Below are 20,638 nucleotides of genomic sequence, written 5' to 3'. Positions count from 1 at the left end.
GCCCTTGGCATGGGCGCTTACTACTATCGCAGCCGCTGGCGCACCGATTATTGACCACCAACATGCGGTCGAATTCGGACCGGACTGCCCTCGGGATCATCCTTAATAATTTTTGATGCATATCCCCATTGCTTGGGGGCTTGAATTTCTGCCGCGCATTGTTAGCTTGCTAATCAAGATAATTAGCAAGCTAACGTGTTTCCATGGCCGACAGACCCGTAACCCTATTTGATGAATTGCTGACACTGACGCGCACTATCCGTGCGGGTTTCGAGTTGCGCGTGAAGAAAGTCGGCCTGACCTATGCCCGCGCCCGCTTGCTTACGACGATCGGTCGGAACCCCGGTGCAAGTCAGGCCGAGCTTGCCAGTGCGCTCGAGATCGAGACTCCGACCCTGAAACGGTTGCTCGACGCGCTTGAGACCCAAGGATTGGCCGAGCGCCGCCCCTTGCCCGGTGACGGTCGCAAACATGCGGTGTTCTTGACCGACACGACGCGGATCGAGCCGTTGCTGCGTTTCCGCGACGAAGTCGATGCGGCACTGGTCGAGGGCATTGCCGCGGAGGATCTTGATGCTGCCGGTCGTGTTCTGGCGCAGATGACCCGCAATGCCGAAAAGCTGCGCCGCGCATGAGCCAGTCCCCCCAACCTGCCGCGCCTGCCTTCGAGCCGATGCCTTTACCGCGCGCCCTTGCCTATATTGCGGCATCGGTCGTGATCGGGCTGACGCAAGGCATCGCGCAAGGTTTTGTCAGCACCAACATTCCCCAGATCGCCGGAGATCTGGGCGCCACCACGACACAGGCGAGCTGGCTGATGGCCGCCTTCCTGATCCCGCGCGCCACCATGCCCTTGCTGCTGATCAAGCTGCGCACGCAATACGGCCTGCGGCGTTTCGCCGAGATCGCGATCGTGATCTACCTTGCGGTCGCGCTTCTGTCGTTCTCGATTTTCGATTTGCGCTCGGCGATCACCGCGCAATTCTTCGCCGGAATGGCCTCGGCTCCGCTGTCGACACTGGCATTCCTGTATATGCTGGAGCCGCTGCCTCCGGCATGGAAACTGCGTTTGGGACTGCCTTTGTCCCTGAGCGTGATCGCCGTCGGGCCGAACCTTGCGCGGGTGATCTCGCCTGCTTTGATGGGGGATGCGGGCTGGAATGCGTTGCACCTGATGGGACTTGGACTTGCCGCGTTCTCGCTGGCGCTCGTCTATCTGCTGCCGCTGAAATCCCCGCCGCGGATCAAGGTCATCGCGCCGTTGGATCTGGTGAGCTGGGTGCTGATCTCGATCGGGTTTGGCGGGTTGATCATCGGTTGCGTGATGGGCCCGATCCATTGGTGGACCGAGACGGTCTGGCTTGGCTGGCTGCTGGCACTGTCAATCGCCGCCCTGACCGTCGCCGTGGCCATCGAGTTGAACCGCGCGTCACCTTTGGTAGACATACGCTGGCTTCTCAGCCCCTCGATGCTGCATCTGACGGTGACTTTGCTGCTGTTCCGCCTGATCCTGTCCGAGCAAAGTGCCGGTGCGCCGCGCATGTTCCAGGTTCTGGGCATAACGCAGGATCAGCTGGTAGAGATCTTCGCGGTGATCTCGGTTGCCGGGATACTGGGTGGACTGTCCCTGATCCCGTTCATGAAGCCGCATCGTGTGCCGCATTTCCATCTGGTGGCGTTGCTGCTGATCGCGGCGGGCGCGTATATGGACAGCCAATCGACCATGGACACACGTCCCGAGCAGATGATGTTGAGCCAGGCGATGATCGCTTTTGCCGGATCGCTGTTCATGGCTCCTGCCATGATGCGCGGGTTGCTAGCAGCGATGGCGCGGGGACCGAATTACATTCTGTCTTTCGTCATTGTCTTCCTGTCGACGCAAAGCATCGGTGGCGCAGCGGGTTCAGGTCTGTTCACGACCTTCATCAACCAGCGTCAGGCGCAACATCTGCAAATGCTGCGTGAGGATCTGATGACGACCGATCCACAAACCGCGCAGGCTATTGCATTCAGGGCCGCTGCTTTGCTGCAACAATTGCCGGATGCCGCCTTAGGGCGGGCACAGGCGGTGGCTGGTATCGCGCAGGATGCCGCGAACCAAGCCTATGTCATGGCCTTTAACGACGCGTATTTTCTGACGTTCCTTGTCGCCGCATTCGCGCTTTGCGCCCTGCTTCTGCACATCCTGCGCGACTGGCTGGCGGCGCATTGGCCCAAATCTTCCCCTCAAGATATCTCTCCCGAGCCCCTCAAATGACCAGATCCCATCTTGTTCCGACCATTATCGCCTTGGTCGCCGGTTTGGCCGGCATCCTGATAGTGCTGTTTGCATGGCACCTGCCGCCCTTTGCATCCGCCCAGCCCCGGACGGAAAATGCCTATATCCGTGGACAGGTCACCGTGCTTGCGCCGCAACTTTCGGGCTCTGTCTCGTCGGTCGAAGTGCAGGATTTCCAGACTGTCACGAAGGGGCAGGTGATCGCGCGGATCGATGACCGGCAATATCGGCAGAAGCTGGCACAAGCACAGACCGCGCTGCAAAGTGCTCGGGCAGCGCTGAAAATCAAAGAGCAGGGCGTTCATTCGGCGGAAGCAAGGCTGCAATCGGCCGAGGCCGCGCAGCATTCGGCCGAAGCCGTCCGCGATACGGCGCAGCAGGACTGGGACCGGACCAGCAAACTGCGCGAGCGCGGAGTCGCGGCGCAAAGTTCGGCAGACGAAAGCCAACTCGCATTGCGCCGTGCCGAGGCGTTGGAAGTGCAGGCCGAAAGCGCCATTGCCGTCGCCCGAGAGGATCTGAACGGCGCGCGCGTCGGCATAGCTGCCAGCAATGCCGATATCGCCTCGGCCGAGGCGGCAGTGGAGCTGGCCAGCATCGATCTGGCCAATACCGAAATCCGCGCGCCTGCCGATGGGCGGCTTGGTCAGGTCAGCGTGCGGCTGGGGCAATATGTCGGGGCAGGGACGTCACTGGTCAGCGTTGTCTCTCCCGAGGTCTGGGTAATCGCAAACTTCAAGGAAACGCAACTGCATGGCATCCACGTAGGCGACCAAGCGCGCTTCACGGTCGACGCGATGCAGGGGCGCGAGTTTACCGGTACGGTCGCCTCGTTCTCGCCAGCGACAGCCTCCGAGTTCAGCCTGCTTTCGGCATCGAACGCGACCGGCAACTTCACCAAAGTGGCGCAGCGCCTACCAGTCCGCATCGATATCGATCCGGGTCAGGACATGTCCGAACTTCTTGAGCCCGGTCTTTCGGTCGTGGTGATGGTCGATCAGGCCGCGGGCGCGAGCGATAGAACAGCCCGCCTTGTCCGGCCCGCGCCGAACGATCACGGCTGATAGACTACGCGCCTAGCCCTCATGGGCCTTCTGGTCGAGATATCCTTGGATTTGTTCATGGGCGCCTTCGGTCTGGGGAGTGCCCTGTAGCTCGGGCGGCCCGATCCAACCCGGTTTGACGCCGCTCATATCGGGCAGTTCATGCGCGATGCCCTTGTGGCAGTCGATACAGGTCCGCTGGCCGGTCAGCATGTACTGGCTGTGGATCGAGGCCGCGCGCGGGGCCTGCTTCGACAGGTCCATCGCCACCGCCGTGTGGCAATTGCGGCATTCAAGACTGTCATTCGCCTTCAGGCGCGCCCATTCGTGCTGTGCCAGTTCGATGCGTTTCTCCAGAAACTTCTGCCGCGTGTTGATCGTGCCGAAGATCTTGCCCCAGACCTCTTTCGATGCCTGCATCTTGCGTGCGATCTTGTGGGACCATTCATGCGGCACATGGCAGTCCGGACAGGACGCCCGAACCCCCGAGCGGTTCGAGAAGTGGACTGTCCGCGAGAGTTCTTCGTAGACGTTGTCGCGCATCTCGTGGCAGGACGTGCAGAATGCCTCGGTATTGGTCTTTTCCAGCGCGGTGTTGAAGGCGCCCCAGAACAGCACGCCACCGACAAAGCCGCCGAGCGTCAGAAACCCCAGCCCAAGCGTACCAGCCGGAGTCCACAGCACACGCCAGAACCATTTGAACGGCGCGAGGATCCATCGCAGCATGTCACTGCTCCCCTGCTGTTTCCGCACCCATATCCGCCATGTCTGTGAAGGTGTTCTTCACCAACTGTTCGGTATCGGCCTGTGGCACATGGCATTGCGTGCAGAAATACCGGCGAGGAGAGACATCGGCCAGCATCTGCGCGTCGCGGGTCATATAATGCGTGATCGAGATCATCGGTGCGCCGGTGCCCAGCGAGTTCTCGCGCTTGTGGCAGCTAAGGCAGCGGTTGGCGTTGACCGACAACTGATAGCCTTCGATCGAATGCGGAATGATCGGCGGTTGCTCGGGATAGGCTCGCATCTGGCGGACATCGTCGGTGACATAGCGTTCCAGCGGTGCGGCAGGGATCGGCTCCATCGGCTGGGGGGTGGGGCCGGTCAGTTCGGGCGGGTCCTGCGGGATGGCCTGCGCCAAGGTCAGGCTGGCGGCGCAGGTAAAGGCAATCATCAAAACGATCCGAAGCGGTTTCATCACACGGCCTCAATCTTGACGGCACATTTCTTGAAGTCGGTCTGCTTGGAAATCGGATCGGTCGCATCCAGCGTCACCTTGTTGATCAGCTGGCTGGCGTCGAACCAGGGGACAAAGATCACGCCCTTGGGCATGCGGTTGCGGCCTCGGATTTCCACCCGCGACCGGATTTCGCCGCGCCGCGAGATCACCCGGACCTCGGCTCCCTGATTGAAACCCCGCTCGCGTGCATCGACCGCGTTCATAAAGACCTTGGCTCCGGGGAAGGCCTTGTAAAGTTCGGGCACGCGCATGGTCATCGAGCCGGAATGCCAATGTTCCAGCACGCGGCCCGTGACCAGCCAGAAGTTGAACTCGTCGTCCGGACTTTCGGCTGGCGGCTCGTAGGGGACGCCGATGATCAGCGCCTTGCCGTCTGGATAGCCGTAGAACTGCATGCCGCGGCCTTTTTCGACATAGGGGTCCAGCCCCTCGCGGAAGCGCCAGCGCGTCTCCTTGCCGTCCACGACCGGCCAGCGTAGCCCGCGAATGTCGTCGGACTGGTACATGTCATAGGGCGCAAGGTCATGGCCATGGCCGCGCCCGAAGCTGGCATATTCCTCGAACAGGCCCTTCTGGATGTAGAAGCCAAAATCCTGTGCCTCGGGGTTGTTGTAATCCTCGCGGATTTCCGAGATCGGGAACTTGTCGACCTGACCATTGGCAAAGGCCACTTCGAAGATGGTCTTGCCCTTGTATTCGGGGTTTGCGGCCAGCAATTCAGCGGGCCAGACCTCATCCGTGGTGAAGCGTTTCGAGAATTCGACCAACTGCCACAGGTCGGATTTCGCGTCGCCGGGTGCGTCGACCAGCTGGTGCCATGCATGGGTGCGGCGTTCGGCATTGCCATAGACGCCCTCTTTCTCGACCCACATCGCGGCGGGCAGGATGATGTCGGCGGCCATGGCCGTGACCGTCGGATAGGCATCCGAACAGACGATCAGGTTGTCGGGGTTGCGATATCCGGGATAGGCCTCGTTCGAGCTGTTCGCACTGGCCTGCAGGTTGTTGTTCACCATGATCCAGTAGAAATTCAGTACCCCGTCCTTGAGCATCCGGTCTTGCTGGACGGCATGGAAACCCGGTTTGGTGTTCAAAAGGCCATGCGGGACTTTCCAGAGTTCCTCGGCATGTTTTACATGCTCGGGATTGGTCACCACCATGTCGGCGGGCAGACGGTGCGCGAAGGTTCCAACCTCGCGCGCGGTGCCGCAGGCCGAGGGCTGGCCGGTCAGCGAGAAGGGCGAGTTGCCCGGCTCCGAGATTTTGCCGGTCAGCAGATGGATGTTGTAGACCAACTGGTTGGCCCAGACGCCGCGGACGTGCTGGTTGAAGCCCATCGTCCAAAGTGACATGACCTTGCGGTTCGGATCGGCGTAAAGCTCGGCCAATTCCTTCAGGAAGCCCGGCTCGACACCCGACAGTTCGCTGACATAGTCCAGCGTATAGGTCGAGACATGCGCCTTGTAGGCCTCGAAATCCGAGGGGTCCATCTTGGCTGCATCGGCCACGCCCTTGGCATTGACCTCGAGCGGGTTGTCGGGCCGTAGGCCATAGCCGATATCGGTCGTGCCCTTCACGAATTTGGTGTATTTAGCGACGAATTCCTCGTTGACCGAACCGGATTCGATAATGTGGTTCGCGATATAGTTCAGGATCGCGAGGTCGGTCCCCGGCTTGAACACGATCGGGATATCGGCCAGATCCATCGAGCGATGGGTGAAGGTCGAGAGTACCGCGCATTTCACCCCCGGCGTGCCCAGACGGCGGTCGGCCAAACGGGTCCAGAGGATCGGGTGCATTTCGGCCATGTTCGAGCCCCAAAGCACAAAGGCCTCGGCATGTTCGAAATCGTCATAGCAACCCATCGGCTCGTCGATGCCGAAGGTCCGCATGAAGGCGACCGCCGCCGAGGCCATGCAGTGCCGCGCGTTGGGATCAAGGTTGTTCGAGCGCAGGCCGACCCGCATCAGCTTGGTCGCGGCATAGCCTTCCAGCACGGTCCATTGCCCTGAACCGAACATGCCGACACCTTCAGGGCCTTTTGCTTTCAGTACTTCCTTGACCTTGGCGGCCATGACATCGAAAGCCTCGTCCCAGCTGACCGGCTCGAACTCGCCTTCCTTGTCGAACTTGCCATCGGTCTTGCGCATCAAGGGCGTGGTCAGGCGGTCCTCGCCATACATGATCTTGGACAGGAAATAGCCCTTGACGCAGTTCAGGCCGCGGTTGACCTCGGCCTGCATGTCGCCATGGGTGGCGACGACCTTGCCATCCTTGACGCCGACCATGACCCCGCAACCCGTCCCGCAAAAGCGGCAAGGGGCCTTGGACCATTTGATCTGCAATGCCTCGACGCCGCCCGGGACGGGCTGGGCAAGGACGGACGCCGGAATGCCTGCCGCCGAGGCCGCAAGGGCCGCAGCATGTGCCTTCAATAGGTTACGTCTGGTCTGGTCGACAGTCATCTGCGCTACCCCGCCTTCTCTGCGTGTTCGAAGACCATGTTGGCCCCAAGAACCCCGTCAATCAGGTTGATCCTAGTCAGTGTTTCTCCAAGCATGCCGCTGCTGCGGCCTTCGATCGTGACGACCAGCCGTCGTTCGTCACGGGCGTGAATTTCCACATTCTCGTACGAGGCGATCTGTTTCGCGACGGCATCCATTGCGCCGGGCATGACGCTGATCACCGCCGACGAGACATGCCAGACTTCATCCTTCATCGGCGTATTCCCTTTCGATGAAGCCGATTGCATCGCTGGGGCATGGCGCGATGCATGCTCCGCATCCGGTACATGTCGAGCGATCAAGAACCGGTAGGAATGGCCCGCCGACGCGCGGGCGCATCGTGATCGCGACTTCCGGACAGGCGTCGCGGCAACTCATGCAGGTGATTCCGGCCATCGCCAAGCAGTCGTCGCTGATCGTTGCGACATGGGCCATCACACGAATTTCGGTAAAGACCGGCTCGGGGCAGGCGGCGGCACATTCACCGCAAAAGGTGCATTCGCCGGATGCGGGCAGCAGAGCGACCTTGCTGTCCCGAAGCTGCAGAATCTGCTGGGGGCAGGCGGTCACGCAATCGCCGCATCCGGTGCAGGACGCGACCGAGGCCAGCGTAACGCCGGGTGGTCGCGGCTGGAACGGCGGCGCGACTGTTCGGCCTTTCAGTAGATTGCGGCGGGATATGCTGGCGGTTGCTGGCATATCGGGTCAGTGCCCATGCATGGGCGGTCCGGGCGGGCCGGTGAAGATCTGGTAGATCCAGATGATGAAACCGTATGCGCCGACAAAGGCGACCGAAAGGATTGGCCATATCGCAAAGGCCAGCAGGATAAAAACCGCCAATTCGCGGATGCGTTGGCCCGATGTGACGGAAGTGTCCTGGGTATCGTAGCGAGCGTCGGGCAACATATTCCCCTTTGCATGGCAATTGGGCGAGCTGACGAAAATGCTTCCTGTACCGGTTAACCGTAGCACGGGAAATTTGACCTCGGAAGATGGGAGGCCGAATTATTCCATAATTCTAGTTTTTCGGTATAAATTGAAGATTATAAGAATAATTATGGCGTTTTTGGGTGGTGGTTTGCCTGTGAATGAGGCTGATTTTTATCAGCGCATGGTCGTTTAAGGGAATGCAGCCGACTCGGCCGGTTCGAGGATTTGGCGCAGCCGATTGCCGGATGTTTTCTGTAAGCTATTCCCGCGACTTCTGCTGTTCTGCCAGAAATTTCTGCTTGCGTGTCTTGGGTCTCAGATTGCGAAACGAGCTATCCAGATAGCGCAGCACTTTCGTCACGGACATCAATCGATCGGTGATCGTGCCAAGATTTGACAGTCGGTCCGATAGGACCTCATTCGCCGTCACGGCCACATCGAATGGCGTGAACTGGGGAAAATGTTTGGGGATGTCGGCAAAGGGATTTTCAGAGGGCAACTCGAGGATCTCGATATCGCCATTCCGTGCCAGCAGGCGCAGCAGGACCTGTTCATAAGTCCAGTCATGCACGTCGAAGACCTTCCAGCGCTCGCTACGTTTCGAGGAAAAACCCGCAAGGATGATCTTGCCGTCATGGCCAAGCTTGGTCAGCCAGACACATAAAGCGAAGCCGGTCGTGGGGAATTTTTTTTGGGGATAGAATGGTGCGATTGTCGCTTCCAGATCCAGATGCCTGACCGGTACGCCCAGAAATGCCTCGGCAGGGCTGAAGCGCTCTCCGTTGCCGATGATGATATTCAGGACGCCAAGGAAGTTTTCCCGATCGAAATATTTCAGAACTTCGGGGACTTCGCGGCGATGAACGATATTGGCCCCCATCATGCCGCTGCGGCTGACCAGTAGCGCCGGACGCCGGAATTGCGTGTCGAGGACCTTATATACCTTATTGAAAAATATGAATAACGTATCGTCTGGGTAGGTTCTTTCCAATCCGGCAAGGTCGACATCGTCGCTATTCGCGACAAGGACGATGTTCGAATATCCCGCAAAAAGCCTGCGCCATTCATCCGAACTTGCATCGGCGGTCGGAGGGACCGTGTTAGCCGGGTTTTCAGTCAAGCTTGTCGCTCCGGGCATATTTTCGACATTCCTCGAGGTATTGTCTCAGGGAACGGGACTTTCTGAGATTTTCCAGCCGCTTGCCTAGGTAAAGCGCAAGGTTGGCCATATTGCGGCCCAAACCCGGTTTGCGGCAGGTGCTTTCCCAACGGGTTCCTTCCAGATAATCGCGGTAGATTTTCGAATAGGACCGATGTTGCCAAGACGCTCCGGCCTGCCATGGTTTTCTACGCCCCGTGAAATGCAGGATCGCGGGTGTCTGAATGCTGGGAAGAAATCCGGTCTGCACGTTCCACGTCGGATCAAGTCGAAGCCACTTACCCTCGAGTGCCGCGTTCAGCGCATCCTGATCGGTTGCGTGATAATTCTCCGACCGATCCGCGATGTTGTCCCTTGCCGTCTGCAGGACCGAAGCTGCCAGACTTGCCGGCCAATCGAAAAGCATCACGCCAGAGTTGAAATAGCTGCTGCCCGAGCGCAGGCCGATTGCGTCCCGTCGCGACTGAAGTTTTTTGGGGAATGCCATGATGAAATCATCGACCGCAGCCACATAACGTCCCCGAAGGTCAATGCTGCGAAGCGGCTCGACCGAACGGGCCACCAAGGTATCGGCATCCAGATAAAGTAACCTGTTGATTTTATCAAAGATAACGTGGTCCAAGAACAGGCGGGCCAGAACCGCTTTGGGCCAGCGTCCGCTTGTCATGTCGGGAAGCTGGTCGCTTGCAAAGGGATGCAGTTCAATGCCAATTCCGTGCTTTTGTCCGAACTTGGCCACAGCGTCGGAATCGTCTTTGGTCAGGTCCAGCGCGACAAGGACAAATCGTGCCGGGCAAGTTAGGTTGGCATGGGCGGAAAGCAACGAACAGCAGGCTGCGGGAAGCATCTTGTGGTCGGCGCAGGTGACGATTGCAAAATCTGCCTCCGGTCCGGCGATATCCATTGCCTTGCTGCCTTAACCAATTCCTTTCGTTAGAATAGGCACAACTTCTCGGGTAAACCAAATGGTATCAGTTGCGGCTCGATTGGAAGACTTGGCGCGTGCCAGACGCTATCTTTATCGGTTAGCGAAATACCGGCTGACAGCGCCCCGGATACCCGATCTGGGTCCGGTCTTGCAGGGCAGGACTGCGGTCGTCGTTGGTTCGGCACCGTTCTCGACCCGACCGGCAGAATGGGATGCGGGGTTTCGTGTGATTACGATCAATGCCTCGCAGATCGCCGCGCGGAATTGGCTGATCGAGACGCCCGATGTGACACTGATGCAGTTCAACCAGATCGAAGGCCAGAACCCGAACGCGCTTGAGGTCAGGCGGGTCTTGCGAGGCCAAAGCACGGGGCTGCTCTATATGTTGCATTGGCGGCATGATCTGGACCGGCTCAAGCATGGCCTGATCAGCTTCGACTATCGCTATGACCAGCTTCGCCTGATGAGCCGATATGAGAGGGTCGCTCTGATGCACAAGGCGACCGGCAAGCTTAACCTCGAATTGGAAGCTGACACCAAATGGTCAAACGGCATCGTGGCAGCGGCGCTTTCTTTGGTCAGCGGCGCTGAAAAAGTGATCCTGACCGGAATCAACCCTTTATCCTCGGGGCACGGCTACAATGCGATAGGGCTGGCGCGCCTGCATACCGGACCGGATCTTGAGGCGATGCAGTTGTTTGCGGCACGGGGCTATCCGGTCTTTACCGCAGATCATCCGGTTGCCGAGGCGACCGGATTGCCGCTGTGGACAGGGGGTTAGCCTAGATCGGCTTGAATTTGGGGTCGATTGACAGCGCATTTCTGATCCAGATATCCGCGTATTCGACATTCTGCCAATCTTTGAACCAAGGTCCGCCATTGGTGTAGTGGACCGCGTCCGGAGTGCCGTTCTCCGGTTTCTCGCTCCAGCCCTCGAGCCAGTTCCACGTCTCGGGGATTTCGCCGATTTCGCTATCTTGCGCCCATTGCAAACGGTGCAGATAGGCTCCGCTTTCGGCATTGATGACATCGGGCGTCAGGCTGCGGGTCGACGGGTGCGCGCAGTTGAACAGCATGAATGACGACCAGTTTTTTCGCGGGTAGTTGGTCTGGATCTTGCCGTCCATTTTGACACCGGCTTTCGGTGTGTAGTCATGGTGAACGCAGCAGACCGCTTTGCTGTCATCGCAATATGCCAGCAGTTTGGCTACATCGCCGAAGAACAGGAAGTCGCAATCGCAGAACAGCGCCCAGCCCTGATAGCCTGCCAGCCAAGGCGTGAAGAAACGGGAATAGGTGAATTCGGTCGAGGCCAACGGGTCCACGGCGCGGGTATAAACGCCCTTGTCGACCAGTTCCGTCAGCTTGATGGGCTGGACATCGACTTCGATCGAAGCGTGTTCCAGCAACGATCGCTTCGCCACTTGGTAGGCTATGTCTTCACGAGAGTCCCAGCCGATGAAAACTGTCAGGTCCGCCATGTGGGTTCCGTTTCTGGATGGATTGGGCGTTGTTTTGCGTGAGCCTGCTTGATTGCTTTCAATAGTCAAGCGGCGTTTTCGGTTGAACCACGCGGGTGGATGAGTTCTTGCAAGAAGTAAGGGGCGGGCTTAAATTGCAATGAGAAAAGCAGGATTGCATTGTCATGTCTGAATCGACCATCACGATCAAAGGTCAGACGACCTTGCCCAAGATTGTCCGGCAGGCGCTGGATCTGGAGCCGGGCGACCGCCTGCGCTATGTCATTCTGGATGACGGACAGGTGCGGTTGATGCGGACCAGACCGGTTGCCGAGCTTGCCGGACTTCTGCAACGCAAGGGGCAACGTCCGGTTTCGATCGACGATATGGACCGCGCGATTGCCGAGGGTGCCGCGAAGGCATGATCGGCATCGACACGAATGTGCTGGTCCGCTACCTAACGCAAGACCATCAGCGCCAAGGAGAGATGGCCAAGGCGGTATTCGCGACCTTGACGCCGGATGTCCCCGGCTATCTTTCGCGCGAGGTCATGATCGAACTGGTCTGGGTCCTCGAACGTGCCTACGGCCTGCCGCGCTACGATATCTGCGAGGCGATAGACGGATTGCTTGCCAGTCGCGAACTGGTGGTTGAAACGCCTGACCGGGTAGGGTTGGCAAACGAGCGGTATCGCAAGGGCGGGGCAGGGTTCTCGGATCACATGATCGCTCTGGCGGCGCGTGACGCGGGTTGCCACATGACGCTGAGTTTCGACCGCAAAGCCGTCAGTTCCGCAGGCATGACCGAGGTTCGGGAAGCGACGGCTTAGCCTGCCCTCAACAGATTGCGGGTGTCAGGGCGGGACTGCTTGAGTTGCGTCCCTGACGCCCTATGTGCTGCTTCTAGGTGGGGCTTTGTCAGTCTTGGCACGGGGCGATGCGTGCTGAGATATGACCTTTAATCGATTGTTTTTGCCTTTAGTTTGCGCAGTGCAGCGATTTTGCATGCATTTTGAGATTGCGCGTAACGGTTGATATCGGTCCCTCGTGCAAATCCCGGAATTGGCTGATTTGGATCGACGACAGTTAATCCCAGGAGTTTTCAAAATGAAATCCAGCACGGTCCTGCCAATCTTTCTGGCAAGCCTTGCCCTGCCCGCAGTTGCGCAAGAAACCTTTACGCCCGAGACCCTGAAGGTCGAGGAAAGGATTGCCGAGGGCCCCAATGTCCTGGTGATGGACCAATCCTGGAACGGTGCCAGCACGATTGACGTTCTTGGCGCCGATGGTGATCTGAAAATGAAGGGCAATATGGGCGCGGGCACCACCGCGCAGATGGTGCTGAGCAAGGATGGCAAGTCGCTTTACACCGGCTCGATCTATATGCAGCGCTTTACCTATGGTCCGGTCACGGCGGTGCTGCATGAGTGGGATGTGGCGACTCTGTCGCGCAAGCGCGAGTTCGAGATTCCGACCAAACTGGCCCATGTCGAAACCCAGCCGGCCCTGTTCGCCCTAAGCGACGATGAGTCCTACCTGCTGGCGCAGAATGCGACGCCCGCGACCTCGATTTCGGTCATCGACCTGAAGGCCGAAAAGGCCATCGCTGAAATCCCGACGCCCGGTTGCTGGACCGCCATCCCCGCTACGGGAATGAAATTCACCACGATCTGTGGCGATGGCACTCTGGCAAGCTACACTTGGGCGGCCGATGGCACCTTCGGCAAGCCGGCGAAATCCGAAAAGATCTTTGATCCCGATGCCGATGCGCTGTTTGCAAATCCGGTGCGGGTCGATGGCAAGCTGATCTATTTGTCGTTCAAGGGCAGCCTGTATTTCGTTGACGACAGCGGCGATGCTCCGGTCCTGACCGAGACGCTGAACATGACCGACGGTGTTCTGGGCAAATGGGCTCCGGGTGGCTCCGAGGCGATTGCCTATAACGCTCCGACCGGCAAGCTGTTCGTCCTTATGCATTCGGGCGCGAAAGAGGGCTCGCACAAAGATCCGGCGCGCGAAATCTGGACCTACGATCTTGCCAGCAAGAAACTGGTCGGCCGTTCCGAGGCGCATCACGAAAACACCCTGACGGCCAGCAAAGGCGATGTTCCGGTGCTGTTCGCCGCGTCGGAAGAAGGCAACTTCACCCGCTATGAATATACCGAAGCCGATGGTGAGGTCACTTTGACCAAGGCGGGTGAATTCGAGGGGCTGTCCAAGTTCCCTGCGCTGATCGCCACGGATTTCTGATGATGCATCAGCTTGCCCCAATCACGGCGGTGGCCCTGACGACCTTTGTCGCGCTGATCCTGATCCGGTCGGTCTGGCACAAAAGCCAGGCTTTCCTAGAAACGGTCGGTTTCGCCCAAGGATACGGGCTGGTGCCCGATGGCTGGACTCCGGCCATTGTCCGGACGCTGACCGTGACCGAGGCGGCAATTGTTCTGGCATTGCTGGTTCCCCCGCTGCACGCGGCGGCGGGCCTGATGGCGGCGGGGCTGTTCGCGGGTTACGGCCTGCTGATGGCCGTGGCGTTGTCGCGGGGCCAGACAGAGATCGACTGCGGTTGCGGAGGCGCGCCGCAGCGGATCTCGGGGGTGACGCTGGCGCGCAATGCGGTCTTGACCGCATTGGCGCTTGGCATCGCCACGATGCCTTCGGGTGGGCTTGGTCCTGTTGCGGTCCTGACAGGGATCGCAGCCGGACTGACCTTTGCCGGACTGCAGAGCGTCGCCGAAAAACTGGCCTCGCATCTGCCGAACATCCGGCGGGCAAGCTGAAAAGGAAAAGCAGACATGGAAATTATGACCTTCGCCCTGATCGCATTATGGGTCGTCGTGCTGGTGCAACTGGCCCTGACCTATGTTCTGGCCCGCCAGATCGGCATCCTGTTCGAGCGCGTTTCGCCCGTTGGCGCGATGATCTCGGGCAGCGGACCGGAACTGGGCAGCAAGGTGCCGGAACTGGCTTTGCCGAACCTGAACGGTTCTGGCTTCGTGCTGGGAAATGCCGCGGGAAAATCGCAGCTTGTGTTCTTCCTGTCCACGACCTGCCCGATCTGCAAGGCATTGCTGCCCGCGCTGGCTTCGATCCGCGATGACGAAAAGCCTTGGCTTGACGTGATCCTTGCATCCGACGGGCGCGAGGCGCTGCACCGCCGCCTGATCGAGGACCAGAAACTGCAAGGTTTCCCCTATGTGCTGTCCTCTGAGCTGGGCATGACCTTCAAGGTCGCGAAATTACCCTTTGCCGTGTTGATCGGCCCCGACGGCACCGTGCGCGCCAAGGGGTTGGTGAACTCGCGCGAGCAGTTGGAAAGCCTGTTCACCGCATCGGAAACCGGCGTGCCGTCGCTACAGGCCTCGGCGGGCCTGTCAGCTGTCGCCTGATACGAATTCTTCAAGGAGCCCAAGATGCCCCGTTTTATCGACAATCTGTTCAAATCCATCGACAAGGCCGCCGAAGGCCAGATCCGCAGCGCGGCGCGCACGAAGGGCCGTCGCAGCTTCCTGGCCAAGGCCGGCGTGGCGCTGCTGGGGGCCGCCGCCGCGACTCCGATCCTGCCATTCGACCGACGCGCGAATGCAGCCACCCCCTTGCCCGAGGATGATTGCAGCTACTGGAAACATTGCGCGCTGGATGGCAACCTGTGCTCGACATCGGGCGGTTCGCTGACCTCGTGCCCCCCCGGTTCATCGGCGTCGTCGGTGTCGTGGGTTGGCACCTGCACCAATCCGGACGACAACAAGGACTATCTGGTGTCCTATAATGACTGCTGCGGCAAGCCGCAGGTCAACTCGGCGACGTTCTGCTACACCTCGAAGGGCGAGCGTCCGGGCTATCGCATGGGCCTTTATAACGACATCAACTGGTGCATGGCGAATACCGACAAGGGCTATCACTGCACCGTTTCGGTCGTTGTCGGGATGGCTGAATAATGACGATTGCCAGATCACGCCTTGCGGCGATCTCGGCCCTGTTGCTGGTGGCGACCTCGGTCGCTCCGGCGCTTGGGCAGGATGCCGATGGTGCCCAGCTTTTCGCCGACAATTGCGCGGCCTGCCACAATGATGGCGGCACTGGTAATCCGGGCCTTGCCCCGCCGCTGAACCGGCCCGCGTTCTGGGATGCACTTGGCGACAAGGCTCCGGATTATCTGGCGGGTGTGTTGGCCTCGGGGTTGACCGGAAAGATCACGGTTGACGGCGAGATGTATGTCGGGCTGATCATGCCCGCACAGACCGCCCTGTCCGAGCAAGAGGCCGCCACTGTCGCGAACTGGGTCTTGCACGAAGCCGGTCGCGATGCGCCTGACGAGGCATTGCCCAAGGTTACACCCGACCTGATCGCCAAGACCTTCGCTGCGCCGCCCGCAGCGCACGATCTTCTCGCGATGAGACCCAAGGGGTGAGACGAGTTCGATCACTGATGATCGGCTTGGCGGGGCTGGCATTTGCCGGTCCCGCTTTGGCCGCCGAGGGGCAGGCGCATCGCGACTACATCCTGCGCTGCGCCGGCTGTCATGGCATGGAGGGGCTGGGCTCAGTCGAAGGCGGCATTCCGACCTTCCCCGGTTCGGTCGGCAAGATCGCAGCCGACGATATGGGTCGGACCTATATGATGCATGTGCCGGGGGTGATTTCGGCCTCGCTGGATGATGCCGGAATTGCGTCGGTGATGAATTACATTCTGGACCGCTGGTCGCCCGGAGAGGCGGCGCCCTTCACGCCCGACGAGGTGACCCGCCGCCGTGCGGTTCCGGTGGCGGATGTCGTCGTCATGCGTCGGGATGTGGCGAAGAAACTGATGTCCGAGGGCACGCAGATCGCGGATTATCCTTGGCCCTGACGAAATAAAACGGGCGCGGCATCAACGCCGCGCCCGTTTCGAATTAATGGGCGATCATTACGTGGCGGACGATGGAATAGTCCTCGAGCGCGTAGACCGACATGTCCTTGCCATAGCCCGAGTGTTTCATCCCGCCATGCGGCATTTCGTTGGTCAGCATGAAATGGGTGTTTACCCAAGTGCAGCCGTATTGCAGGCGCGATGACAGGGCGAGGCCCTTGGAGACGTCCTTGGTCCAGATAGACGAGGCAAGACCGTAATTCGAGTCATTGGCCCATTTGACCGCCGTTTCGGTTTCGTCGAAGCGCGTGACCGAAACCACCGGACCAAAGACTTCGCGCTGGACGATCTCGTCGGTCTGCTGCGCGCCTGCGATGACGGTCGGCTTGTAGAAGAAGCCGGGGCCGTCAGGGATTTCACCGCCAGCGGTGATCTCGATATGGTTGGCCTCGCGGGCGCGGGCCACGAAGCTTGCCACGCGGTCGCGTTGGCGCGGCGAGATGAGCGGCCCCATTTCGTTCAGGCTGTCATCGCTGTTGCCATAAGAGATGGTCGAAACCGCTGCCGAGAAATCGGCCACGAAACGGTCATAGACCGAGGCATGTGCATAGATGCGGCACGCCGCCGTGCAATCCTGACCAGCATTGTAATAGCCGAATGCGCGCAGACCAGCGATTGCGGCCTCGATATCGGCATCGTCCAGCAGGATGACCGGAGCCTTTCCGCCCAGTTCCAGATGGGTGCGCTTGATGGTCTTGGTCGCGGCCTCCATGATCTTGCGGCCGGTGGCAATGTCGCCGGTGATCGAGATCATGGCGATGGCCGGATGGTCGATCAGCGCAGCACCCACCGTGTCGCCACGGCCCAGCACGATATTGACGACGCCTTCGGGCAGGATCTCGGCAAAGATCTCGGCCATTTTCAGGGCGGTCAGCGGGGTCTGCTCGGACGGCTTGAACACCACGGTATTGCCCGCAGCGATGGCCGGCGCAATCTTCCACGCCATCATCATCAGCGGATAGTTCCACGGCGCGATGGATGCCACGACCCCGATGGGATCGCGACGGATCATCGAGGTATGTCCGGCAAGGTATTCGCCTGCGACCGGACCCGACATGTTGCGGACGGCACCGGCAAAGAAGCGGTAGCAGTCGATGATTGCGGGCAATTCATCGGCCAGTGCCAGATGTCCCGGCTTGCCGCAGTTCAGCGCCTCGAGCGAGGCGAACTCGGCGGCCTTGGCCTCGATCCGGTCGGCGATCTTCAGCAGGTAGCCGGATCGCTGCGCCGGAGTCGTGCGCGACCACGTTTCGAACGCCTTTTGCGCGGCGGCGACGGCGGTTTCGACCTGCGCGATGGATGCCTCGGGCAGGGTCAGGATGATCTCGCCGGTGCGCGGGTTCAAGATCGGCTCCTCGGTCTCGGTGCCCGAGACCAGTGCGCCGCCGATCAGCATTTGGGTTTGCATGGGGTACTCCGTATAGATCTTATTTTTCAGCGCCATCGGTGTGCTCGCCTTCCTTGGTCAGCCAGTAGGCGGCAAGGATCGGGATCACGGTGACCAGAACAACGGCCATGGCGACTACATTGGTGACGGGACGCTGGCGGGGACGGATCAGTTCCTCCAGCATCCAGATCGGCAGGGTGGATTGGTTCCCTGCGGTGAAGGTGGTGACGATGACCTCGTCGAAGGACAGCGCGAAGGCCAGCATCCCGCCTGCCAGAAGCGCAGTTCCGATATTCGGCAGGATCACCAGCCGGAAGGTTTGCAAGCCGTCCGCGCCCAGATCCATCGCCGCGTCGATCAGTGCGCCCGAGGTGCGTCGGAAGCGTGCCACCGCGTTGTTATAGACCACCACGATGCAGAAGGTCGCGTGACCCAGAACGATGGTCCATGTGCTGAACGGGATCTCCAGCAGCGAGAAAGCCGAGCGCAGCGAGATGCCGGTGATGATCCCCGGCAGGGCAATCGGCAGGATGACCAGCAGCGAGATCGTCTCGCGTCCGAAGAAGCGCGAACGGGCGACCGCCGCTGCCGTCATCGTGCCAAGGACCAGCGCGATCGAGGTCGAGATCGCGGCGACTTTCAGCGAAAGGCCAAGCGCCTCCCAGACGTCGGCGCGGCCCAGCGTGACGCCCAGCCATTTGGTCGTCAGTCCCGGCGGTGGCCAGCGGAAGCTTTTTTCCTCGGTCGTGAAGGCATAGACGAAGATCAGCGCGATGGGGGCCAGCAGAAAGACCAAGCCTCCGGCGGCCGCAAGTTTCAGCGCCAGTGGGGCGCGTTTCTCAGAGTGCATCGAAGGCCCCCATTTTGCGTGCGCCCCACAGGTAGACGCCCATGATGACGATGGGGACGACGGTAAAGGCTGCGGCCAGCGGGATATTCCCTGCCGTGCCCTGCTGGACATAGACGGCTTGACCGATGAACAACCGCCCCGAGCCGATGATCTGCGGGATGATGTAGTCGCCCAGCGTCAGCGAGAAGGTAAAGATCGAACCGGCGATGATCCCCGGTAGCGCCAGCGGGAACAGGACCATGCGGAAGCTTTGCCGTGGGGTCGCGCCAAGGTCTGAGGCGGCCTCCAGCATCGCGCCCGGAACACGCTCTAGCGCGGCCTGAACCGGAATGATCATGTAGGGCAGCCAGATATAGATGAAAACGATGAACGTCCCGAGATAGCTGACCGACAGTGAGTTGCCACCGATCACTGGCAGGGACAGAATGCCGTCCAGCAACCATGACAGGTGCAGCTTTTCGAAGATCCAGGTCAGGATGCCTTCCTTGGCCAGCACCAGCTTCCATGCATAGACCTTGACCAGATAGCTGGACCACAAGGGCAGCATGATTCCGATATAGAACAGCGCCTTCCATTTCCCCTTGGCGTAGCGGGCGGCGTAATAGGCAATCGGAAACGCGATGACAGCCGAGGCCAGCGTGACCAGTGCCGCCATCAGGATCGTGCGCAGGATAATGTCGAAATTCGCTGGACGCAGCAGTTCGGCATAGGTGCCAAGGGTAAATTCCTTGACGATCACGCCCGAGAATTCATCAATGGAAAAGAAGCTTTGCATCAGCAGCGCGATCAGCGAGCCGATATAGACGATGCCGAGCCAAAGCGAGATCGGCAGCACCATCAGAAAGGTGAACATCGCCGGATGACGGATCATCCAGTCGACGGCACGGGCCACCAGACCGGACCGCGCCGGAAAAATCGCGGCCGAGTTCATGCCTCTGGTCCCATGACATGGGCGCGGCCCGCATCCCACGAGACGCGGATGGTTTCGCCGGTTTCTGGAACTGAGGCCGTCGCTGGCAGCAGCGCGGTCAGCTTGTGGCAGCCTAGCGACAGGCCCAGCTTGATCACCCGGCCATGATAGGCGCGCGAGGTGACAACGGCATCCCGTCCGCGCGGATCAAGATGGATATCCTCGGGGCGCAGGCTTGCCCAGCGGCCTGCGGGACCGGCACCGGCAAAGTCTGCGGGGATGACATTCGACGACCCGACGAAATCGGCGACAAAGCGGCTGGCGGGGCGGCTGTAGATTTCCTCGGGCGTGCCGACCTGTTGCATACGGCCATCGGCAAAGACCGCGACGCGGTCGGCCATCGACAGGGCCTCTTTCTGATCGTGGGTCACGAAAACAAAGGTCAGGCCAAGCGAGCGCTGCAATTGGCGCAGTTCGTGCTGCATCTGTTCGCGCAATTTCAGGTCGAGCGCTCCTAGCGGTTCGTCCAGCAGTAGCACCCGTGGGCGGTTCACCAACGCGCGTGCCAGCGCAACCCTCTGGCGCTGACCACCCGACAACTCACCGGCACGGCGGTCGCCAAAGCCCGCAAGCTCGACCAGGGCCAGAGCCTCTTCTGCAGCCTTGTGGCGTTCGGGTTTCGATACGCCCTTGACCCGCAAGCCGAAGGCGACGTTGTCGCGCACATTCATATGCGGGAACAGGGCGTAGCTTTGGAATACCGTATTCACATTACGCCGGTAGGGCGGAACGCCCGACGCTTCTTCGCCATAAATCTTGATCTCGCCCGAGGTCGGTTGTTCGAACCCCGCGATCAGGCGCAGGCACGTCGTCTTGCCCGAACCCGACGGGCCCAGCATCGCGAAGAATTCACCGTCGCAAATATCCAGATCTACGCCATCCACAGCGCGTACGTGACCGAAATAACGCGACACGCCGCGAAAGCTCACAGCTTCTGTCATTGTCTTATCCTGAAGGTAGGTGATGCCCGGGGCTCATCTGT

The 20,638-nt window shown here is 60.0% G+C and carries 25 protein-coding genes; 12 read left to right on the top strand and 13 right to left on the bottom strand.

All coding sequences use genetic code 11. The features are described 5' to 3' along the window. Positions 1-203: 203 nt before the first annotated feature. The 3 genes from GL286_RS09925 to GL286_RS09915 are packed head-to-tail and all read left to right on the top strand — an operon-like array spanning position 204 to position 3,342. Entirely contained in the window at positions 204-635 is a 432-nt protein-coding gene (locus GL286_RS09925) for a MarR family winged helix-turn-helix transcriptional regulator (protein ID WP_155095397.1), read from the top strand. Then, positions 632-2,257 (top strand): MFS transporter, encoded by a 1,626-nt coding sequence (locus GL286_RS09920; protein WP_155095396.1) that lies wholly within the window; start codon positions 632-634, stop codon positions 2,255-2,257. Before GL286_RS09925 ends, GL286_RS09920 begins: the two co-directional genes overlap by 4 nt. Further along, on the top strand, positions 2,254-3,342 hold the full coding sequence (locus GL286_RS09915) for an HlyD family secretion protein (protein WP_155095395.1): 1,089 nt from the start codon (positions 2,254-2,256) through the stop codon (positions 3,340-3,342). Before GL286_RS09920 ends, GL286_RS09915 begins: the two co-directional genes overlap by 4 nt. Positions 3,343-3,354: 12 nt before the next feature. Here the strand turns inward: GL286_RS09915 and GL286_RS09910 are convergent, their stop codons facing one another. The 8 genes from GL286_RS09910 to GL286_RS09875 all read right to left on the bottom strand — a co-directional run bounded on the left by GL286_RS09910 (position 3,355) and on the right by GL286_RS09875 (position 10,058). Next, positions 3,355-4,047 carry a NapC/NirT family cytochrome c gene (locus tag GL286_RS09910; RefSeq protein WP_155095394.1) on the bottom strand — a complete coding sequence of 231 codons (693 nt, stop codon included), beginning with the start codon at positions 4,045-4,047 and terminating at the stop codon, positions 3,355-3,357. A 1-nt stretch (position 4,048) separates the two neighbouring features. Beyond that, on the bottom strand, positions 4,049-4,519 hold the full coding sequence (locus GL286_RS09905) for a nitrate reductase cytochrome c-type subunit (RefSeq protein WP_343038865.1): 471 nt from the start codon (positions 4,517-4,519) through the stop codon (positions 4,049-4,051). Continuing rightward, on the bottom strand, positions 4,519-7,026 hold the full coding sequence (gene napA / locus GL286_RS09900; protein ID WP_155095393.1) for a periplasmic nitrate reductase subunit alpha: 2,508 nt from the start codon (positions 7,024-7,026) through the stop codon (positions 4,519-4,521). The genes GL286_RS09905 and napA overlap by 1 nt, the downstream gene beginning before the upstream one ends. 5 nt (positions 7,027-7,031) lie before the next feature. Then, entirely contained in the window at positions 7,032-7,280 is a 249-nt protein-coding gene (locus GL286_RS09895) for a chaperone NapD (protein WP_155095392.1), read from the bottom strand. Then, on the bottom strand, positions 7,270-7,764 hold the full coding sequence (locus GL286_RS09890; RefSeq protein WP_155095391.1) for a ferredoxin-type protein NapF: 495 nt from the start codon (positions 7,762-7,764) through the stop codon (positions 7,270-7,272). The genes GL286_RS09895 and GL286_RS09890 overlap by 11 nt, the downstream gene beginning before the upstream one ends. A gap of 6 nt (positions 7,765-7,770) precedes the next feature. Further along, positions 7,771-7,968, bottom strand: coding sequence for a periplasmic nitrate reductase, NapE protein (napE, locus tag GL286_RS09885; protein WP_281352107.1), 198 nt, complete (start codon positions 7,966-7,968; stop codon positions 7,771-7,773). Positions 7,969-8,254: 286 nt separating this feature from the next. After that, positions 8,255-9,115 carry a 3-deoxy-manno-octulosonate cytidylyltransferase gene (locus GL286_RS09880; RefSeq protein WP_155095389.1) on the bottom strand — a complete coding sequence of 287 codons (861 nt, stop codon included), beginning with the start codon at positions 9,113-9,115 and terminating at the stop codon, positions 8,255-8,257. Continuing rightward, positions 9,108-10,058, bottom strand: coding sequence for a glycosyltransferase family 8 protein (locus GL286_RS09875; RefSeq protein ID WP_155095388.1), 951 nt, complete (start codon positions 10,056-10,058; stop codon positions 9,108-9,110). Before GL286_RS09875 ends, GL286_RS09880 begins: the two co-directional genes overlap by 8 nt. Before the next feature lie 91 nt (positions 10,059-10,149). Here GL286_RS09875 and GL286_RS09870 point away from each other — a divergent pair, with 91 nt between their 5' ends. After that, positions 10,150-10,863: a hypothetical protein gene (locus GL286_RS09870; protein WP_211596252.1), complete on the top strand. Its 714-nt coding sequence runs from the start codon at positions 10,150-10,152 to the stop codon at positions 10,861-10,863. A gap of 1 nt (position 10,864) precedes the next feature. Here GL286_RS09870 and GL286_RS09865 read toward each other — a convergent pair whose 3' ends face one another. Beyond that, complete coding sequence (locus GL286_RS09865; RefSeq protein WP_155095386.1) at positions 10,865-11,563, bottom strand: glycosyltransferase; 699 nt, start codon at positions 11,561-11,563, stop codon at positions 10,865-10,867. A gap of 164 nt (positions 11,564-11,727) precedes the next feature. Between GL286_RS09865 and GL286_RS09860 the strand changes: the two genes are divergently transcribed. The 8 genes from GL286_RS09860 (at position 11,728) to GL286_RS09825 (ending at position 16,389) form a co-directional block, all read left to right on the top strand. Further along, complete coding sequence (locus tag GL286_RS09860) at positions 11,728-11,967, top strand: AbrB/MazE/SpoVT family DNA-binding domain-containing protein (RefSeq protein WP_155095385.1); 240 nt, start codon at positions 11,728-11,730, stop codon at positions 11,965-11,967. After that, positions 11,964-12,371, top strand: a complete 408-nt coding sequence (locus GL286_RS09855; protein ID WP_155095384.1) for a type II toxin-antitoxin system VapC family toxin — start codon at positions 11,964-11,966, stop codon at positions 12,369-12,371. Before GL286_RS09860 ends, GL286_RS09855 begins: the two co-directional genes overlap by 4 nt. 277 nt (positions 12,372-12,648) lie before the next feature. Beyond that, complete coding sequence (locus GL286_RS09850; protein ID WP_155095383.1) at positions 12,649-13,791, top strand: amine dehydrogenase large subunit; 1,143 nt, start codon at positions 12,649-12,651, stop codon at positions 13,789-13,791. Beyond that, complete coding sequence (locus tag GL286_RS09845; RefSeq protein WP_155095382.1) at positions 13,791-14,321, top strand: MauE/DoxX family redox-associated membrane protein; 531 nt, start codon at positions 13,791-13,793, stop codon at positions 14,319-14,321. Before GL286_RS09850 ends, GL286_RS09845 begins: the two co-directional genes overlap by 1 nt. A gap of 15 nt (positions 14,322-14,336) precedes the next feature. Next, complete coding sequence (locus GL286_RS09840) at positions 14,337-14,930, top strand: redoxin domain-containing protein (protein ID WP_155095381.1); 594 nt, start codon at positions 14,337-14,339, stop codon at positions 14,928-14,930. A gap of 24 nt (positions 14,931-14,954) precedes the next feature. Next, a complete protein-coding gene (locus GL286_RS09835; RefSeq protein WP_155095380.1) occupies positions 14,955-15,479 on the top strand; it encodes a methylamine dehydrogenase light chain in 525 nt (174 codons plus the stop codon). Continuing rightward, a complete protein-coding gene (locus GL286_RS09830) occupies positions 15,479-15,952 on the top strand; it encodes a c-type cytochrome (RefSeq protein WP_155095379.1) in 474 nt (157 codons plus the stop codon). The genes GL286_RS09835 and GL286_RS09830 overlap by 1 nt, the downstream gene beginning before the upstream one ends. Before the next feature lie 17 nt (positions 15,953-15,969). Further along, a complete protein-coding gene (locus GL286_RS09825; protein ID WP_155095378.1) occupies positions 15,970-16,389 on the top strand; it encodes a c-type cytochrome in 420 nt (139 codons plus the stop codon). A gap of 43 nt (positions 16,390-16,432) precedes the next feature. Here the strand turns inward: GL286_RS09825 and GL286_RS09820 are convergent, their stop codons facing one another. From GL286_RS09820 to GL286_RS09805, 4 genes are read right to left on the bottom strand one after another with little or no spacing between them, the layout of a single operon-like run. Then, the gene (locus tag GL286_RS09820) at positions 16,433-17,857 is read right to left on the bottom strand and encodes a gamma-aminobutyraldehyde dehydrogenase (protein ID WP_155095377.1); all 1,425 of its coding nucleotides are present in this window, start codon (positions 17,855-17,857) and stop codon (positions 16,433-16,435) included. Positions 17,858-17,876: 19 nt separating this feature from the next. Next, on the bottom strand, positions 17,877-18,686 hold the full coding sequence (locus tag GL286_RS09815) for an ABC transporter permease (protein WP_155095376.1): 810 nt from the start codon (positions 18,684-18,686) through the stop codon (positions 17,877-17,879). Then, positions 18,676-19,617 (bottom strand): ABC transporter permease, encoded by a 942-nt coding sequence (locus GL286_RS09810; protein ID WP_155095375.1) that lies wholly within the window; start codon positions 19,615-19,617, stop codon positions 18,676-18,678. The genes GL286_RS09815 and GL286_RS09810 overlap by 11 nt, the downstream gene beginning before the upstream one ends. Beyond that, on the bottom strand, positions 19,614-20,597 hold the full coding sequence (locus tag GL286_RS09805) for an ABC transporter ATP-binding protein (protein WP_155095374.1): 984 nt from the start codon (positions 20,595-20,597) through the stop codon (positions 19,614-19,616). The genes GL286_RS09810 and GL286_RS09805 overlap by 4 nt, the downstream gene beginning before the upstream one ends. Between the last annotated feature and the right edge of the window lie 41 nt (positions 20,598-20,638).

The sequence above is a fragment of the Paracoccus aestuariivivens genome, assembly GCF_009711225.1.
GTDB lineage: Bacteria > Pseudomonadota > Alphaproteobacteria > Rhodobacterales > Rhodobacteraceae > Paracoccus > Paracoccus aestuariivivens.
This window is presented reverse-complemented; position numbering and strand designations above follow the sequence as displayed.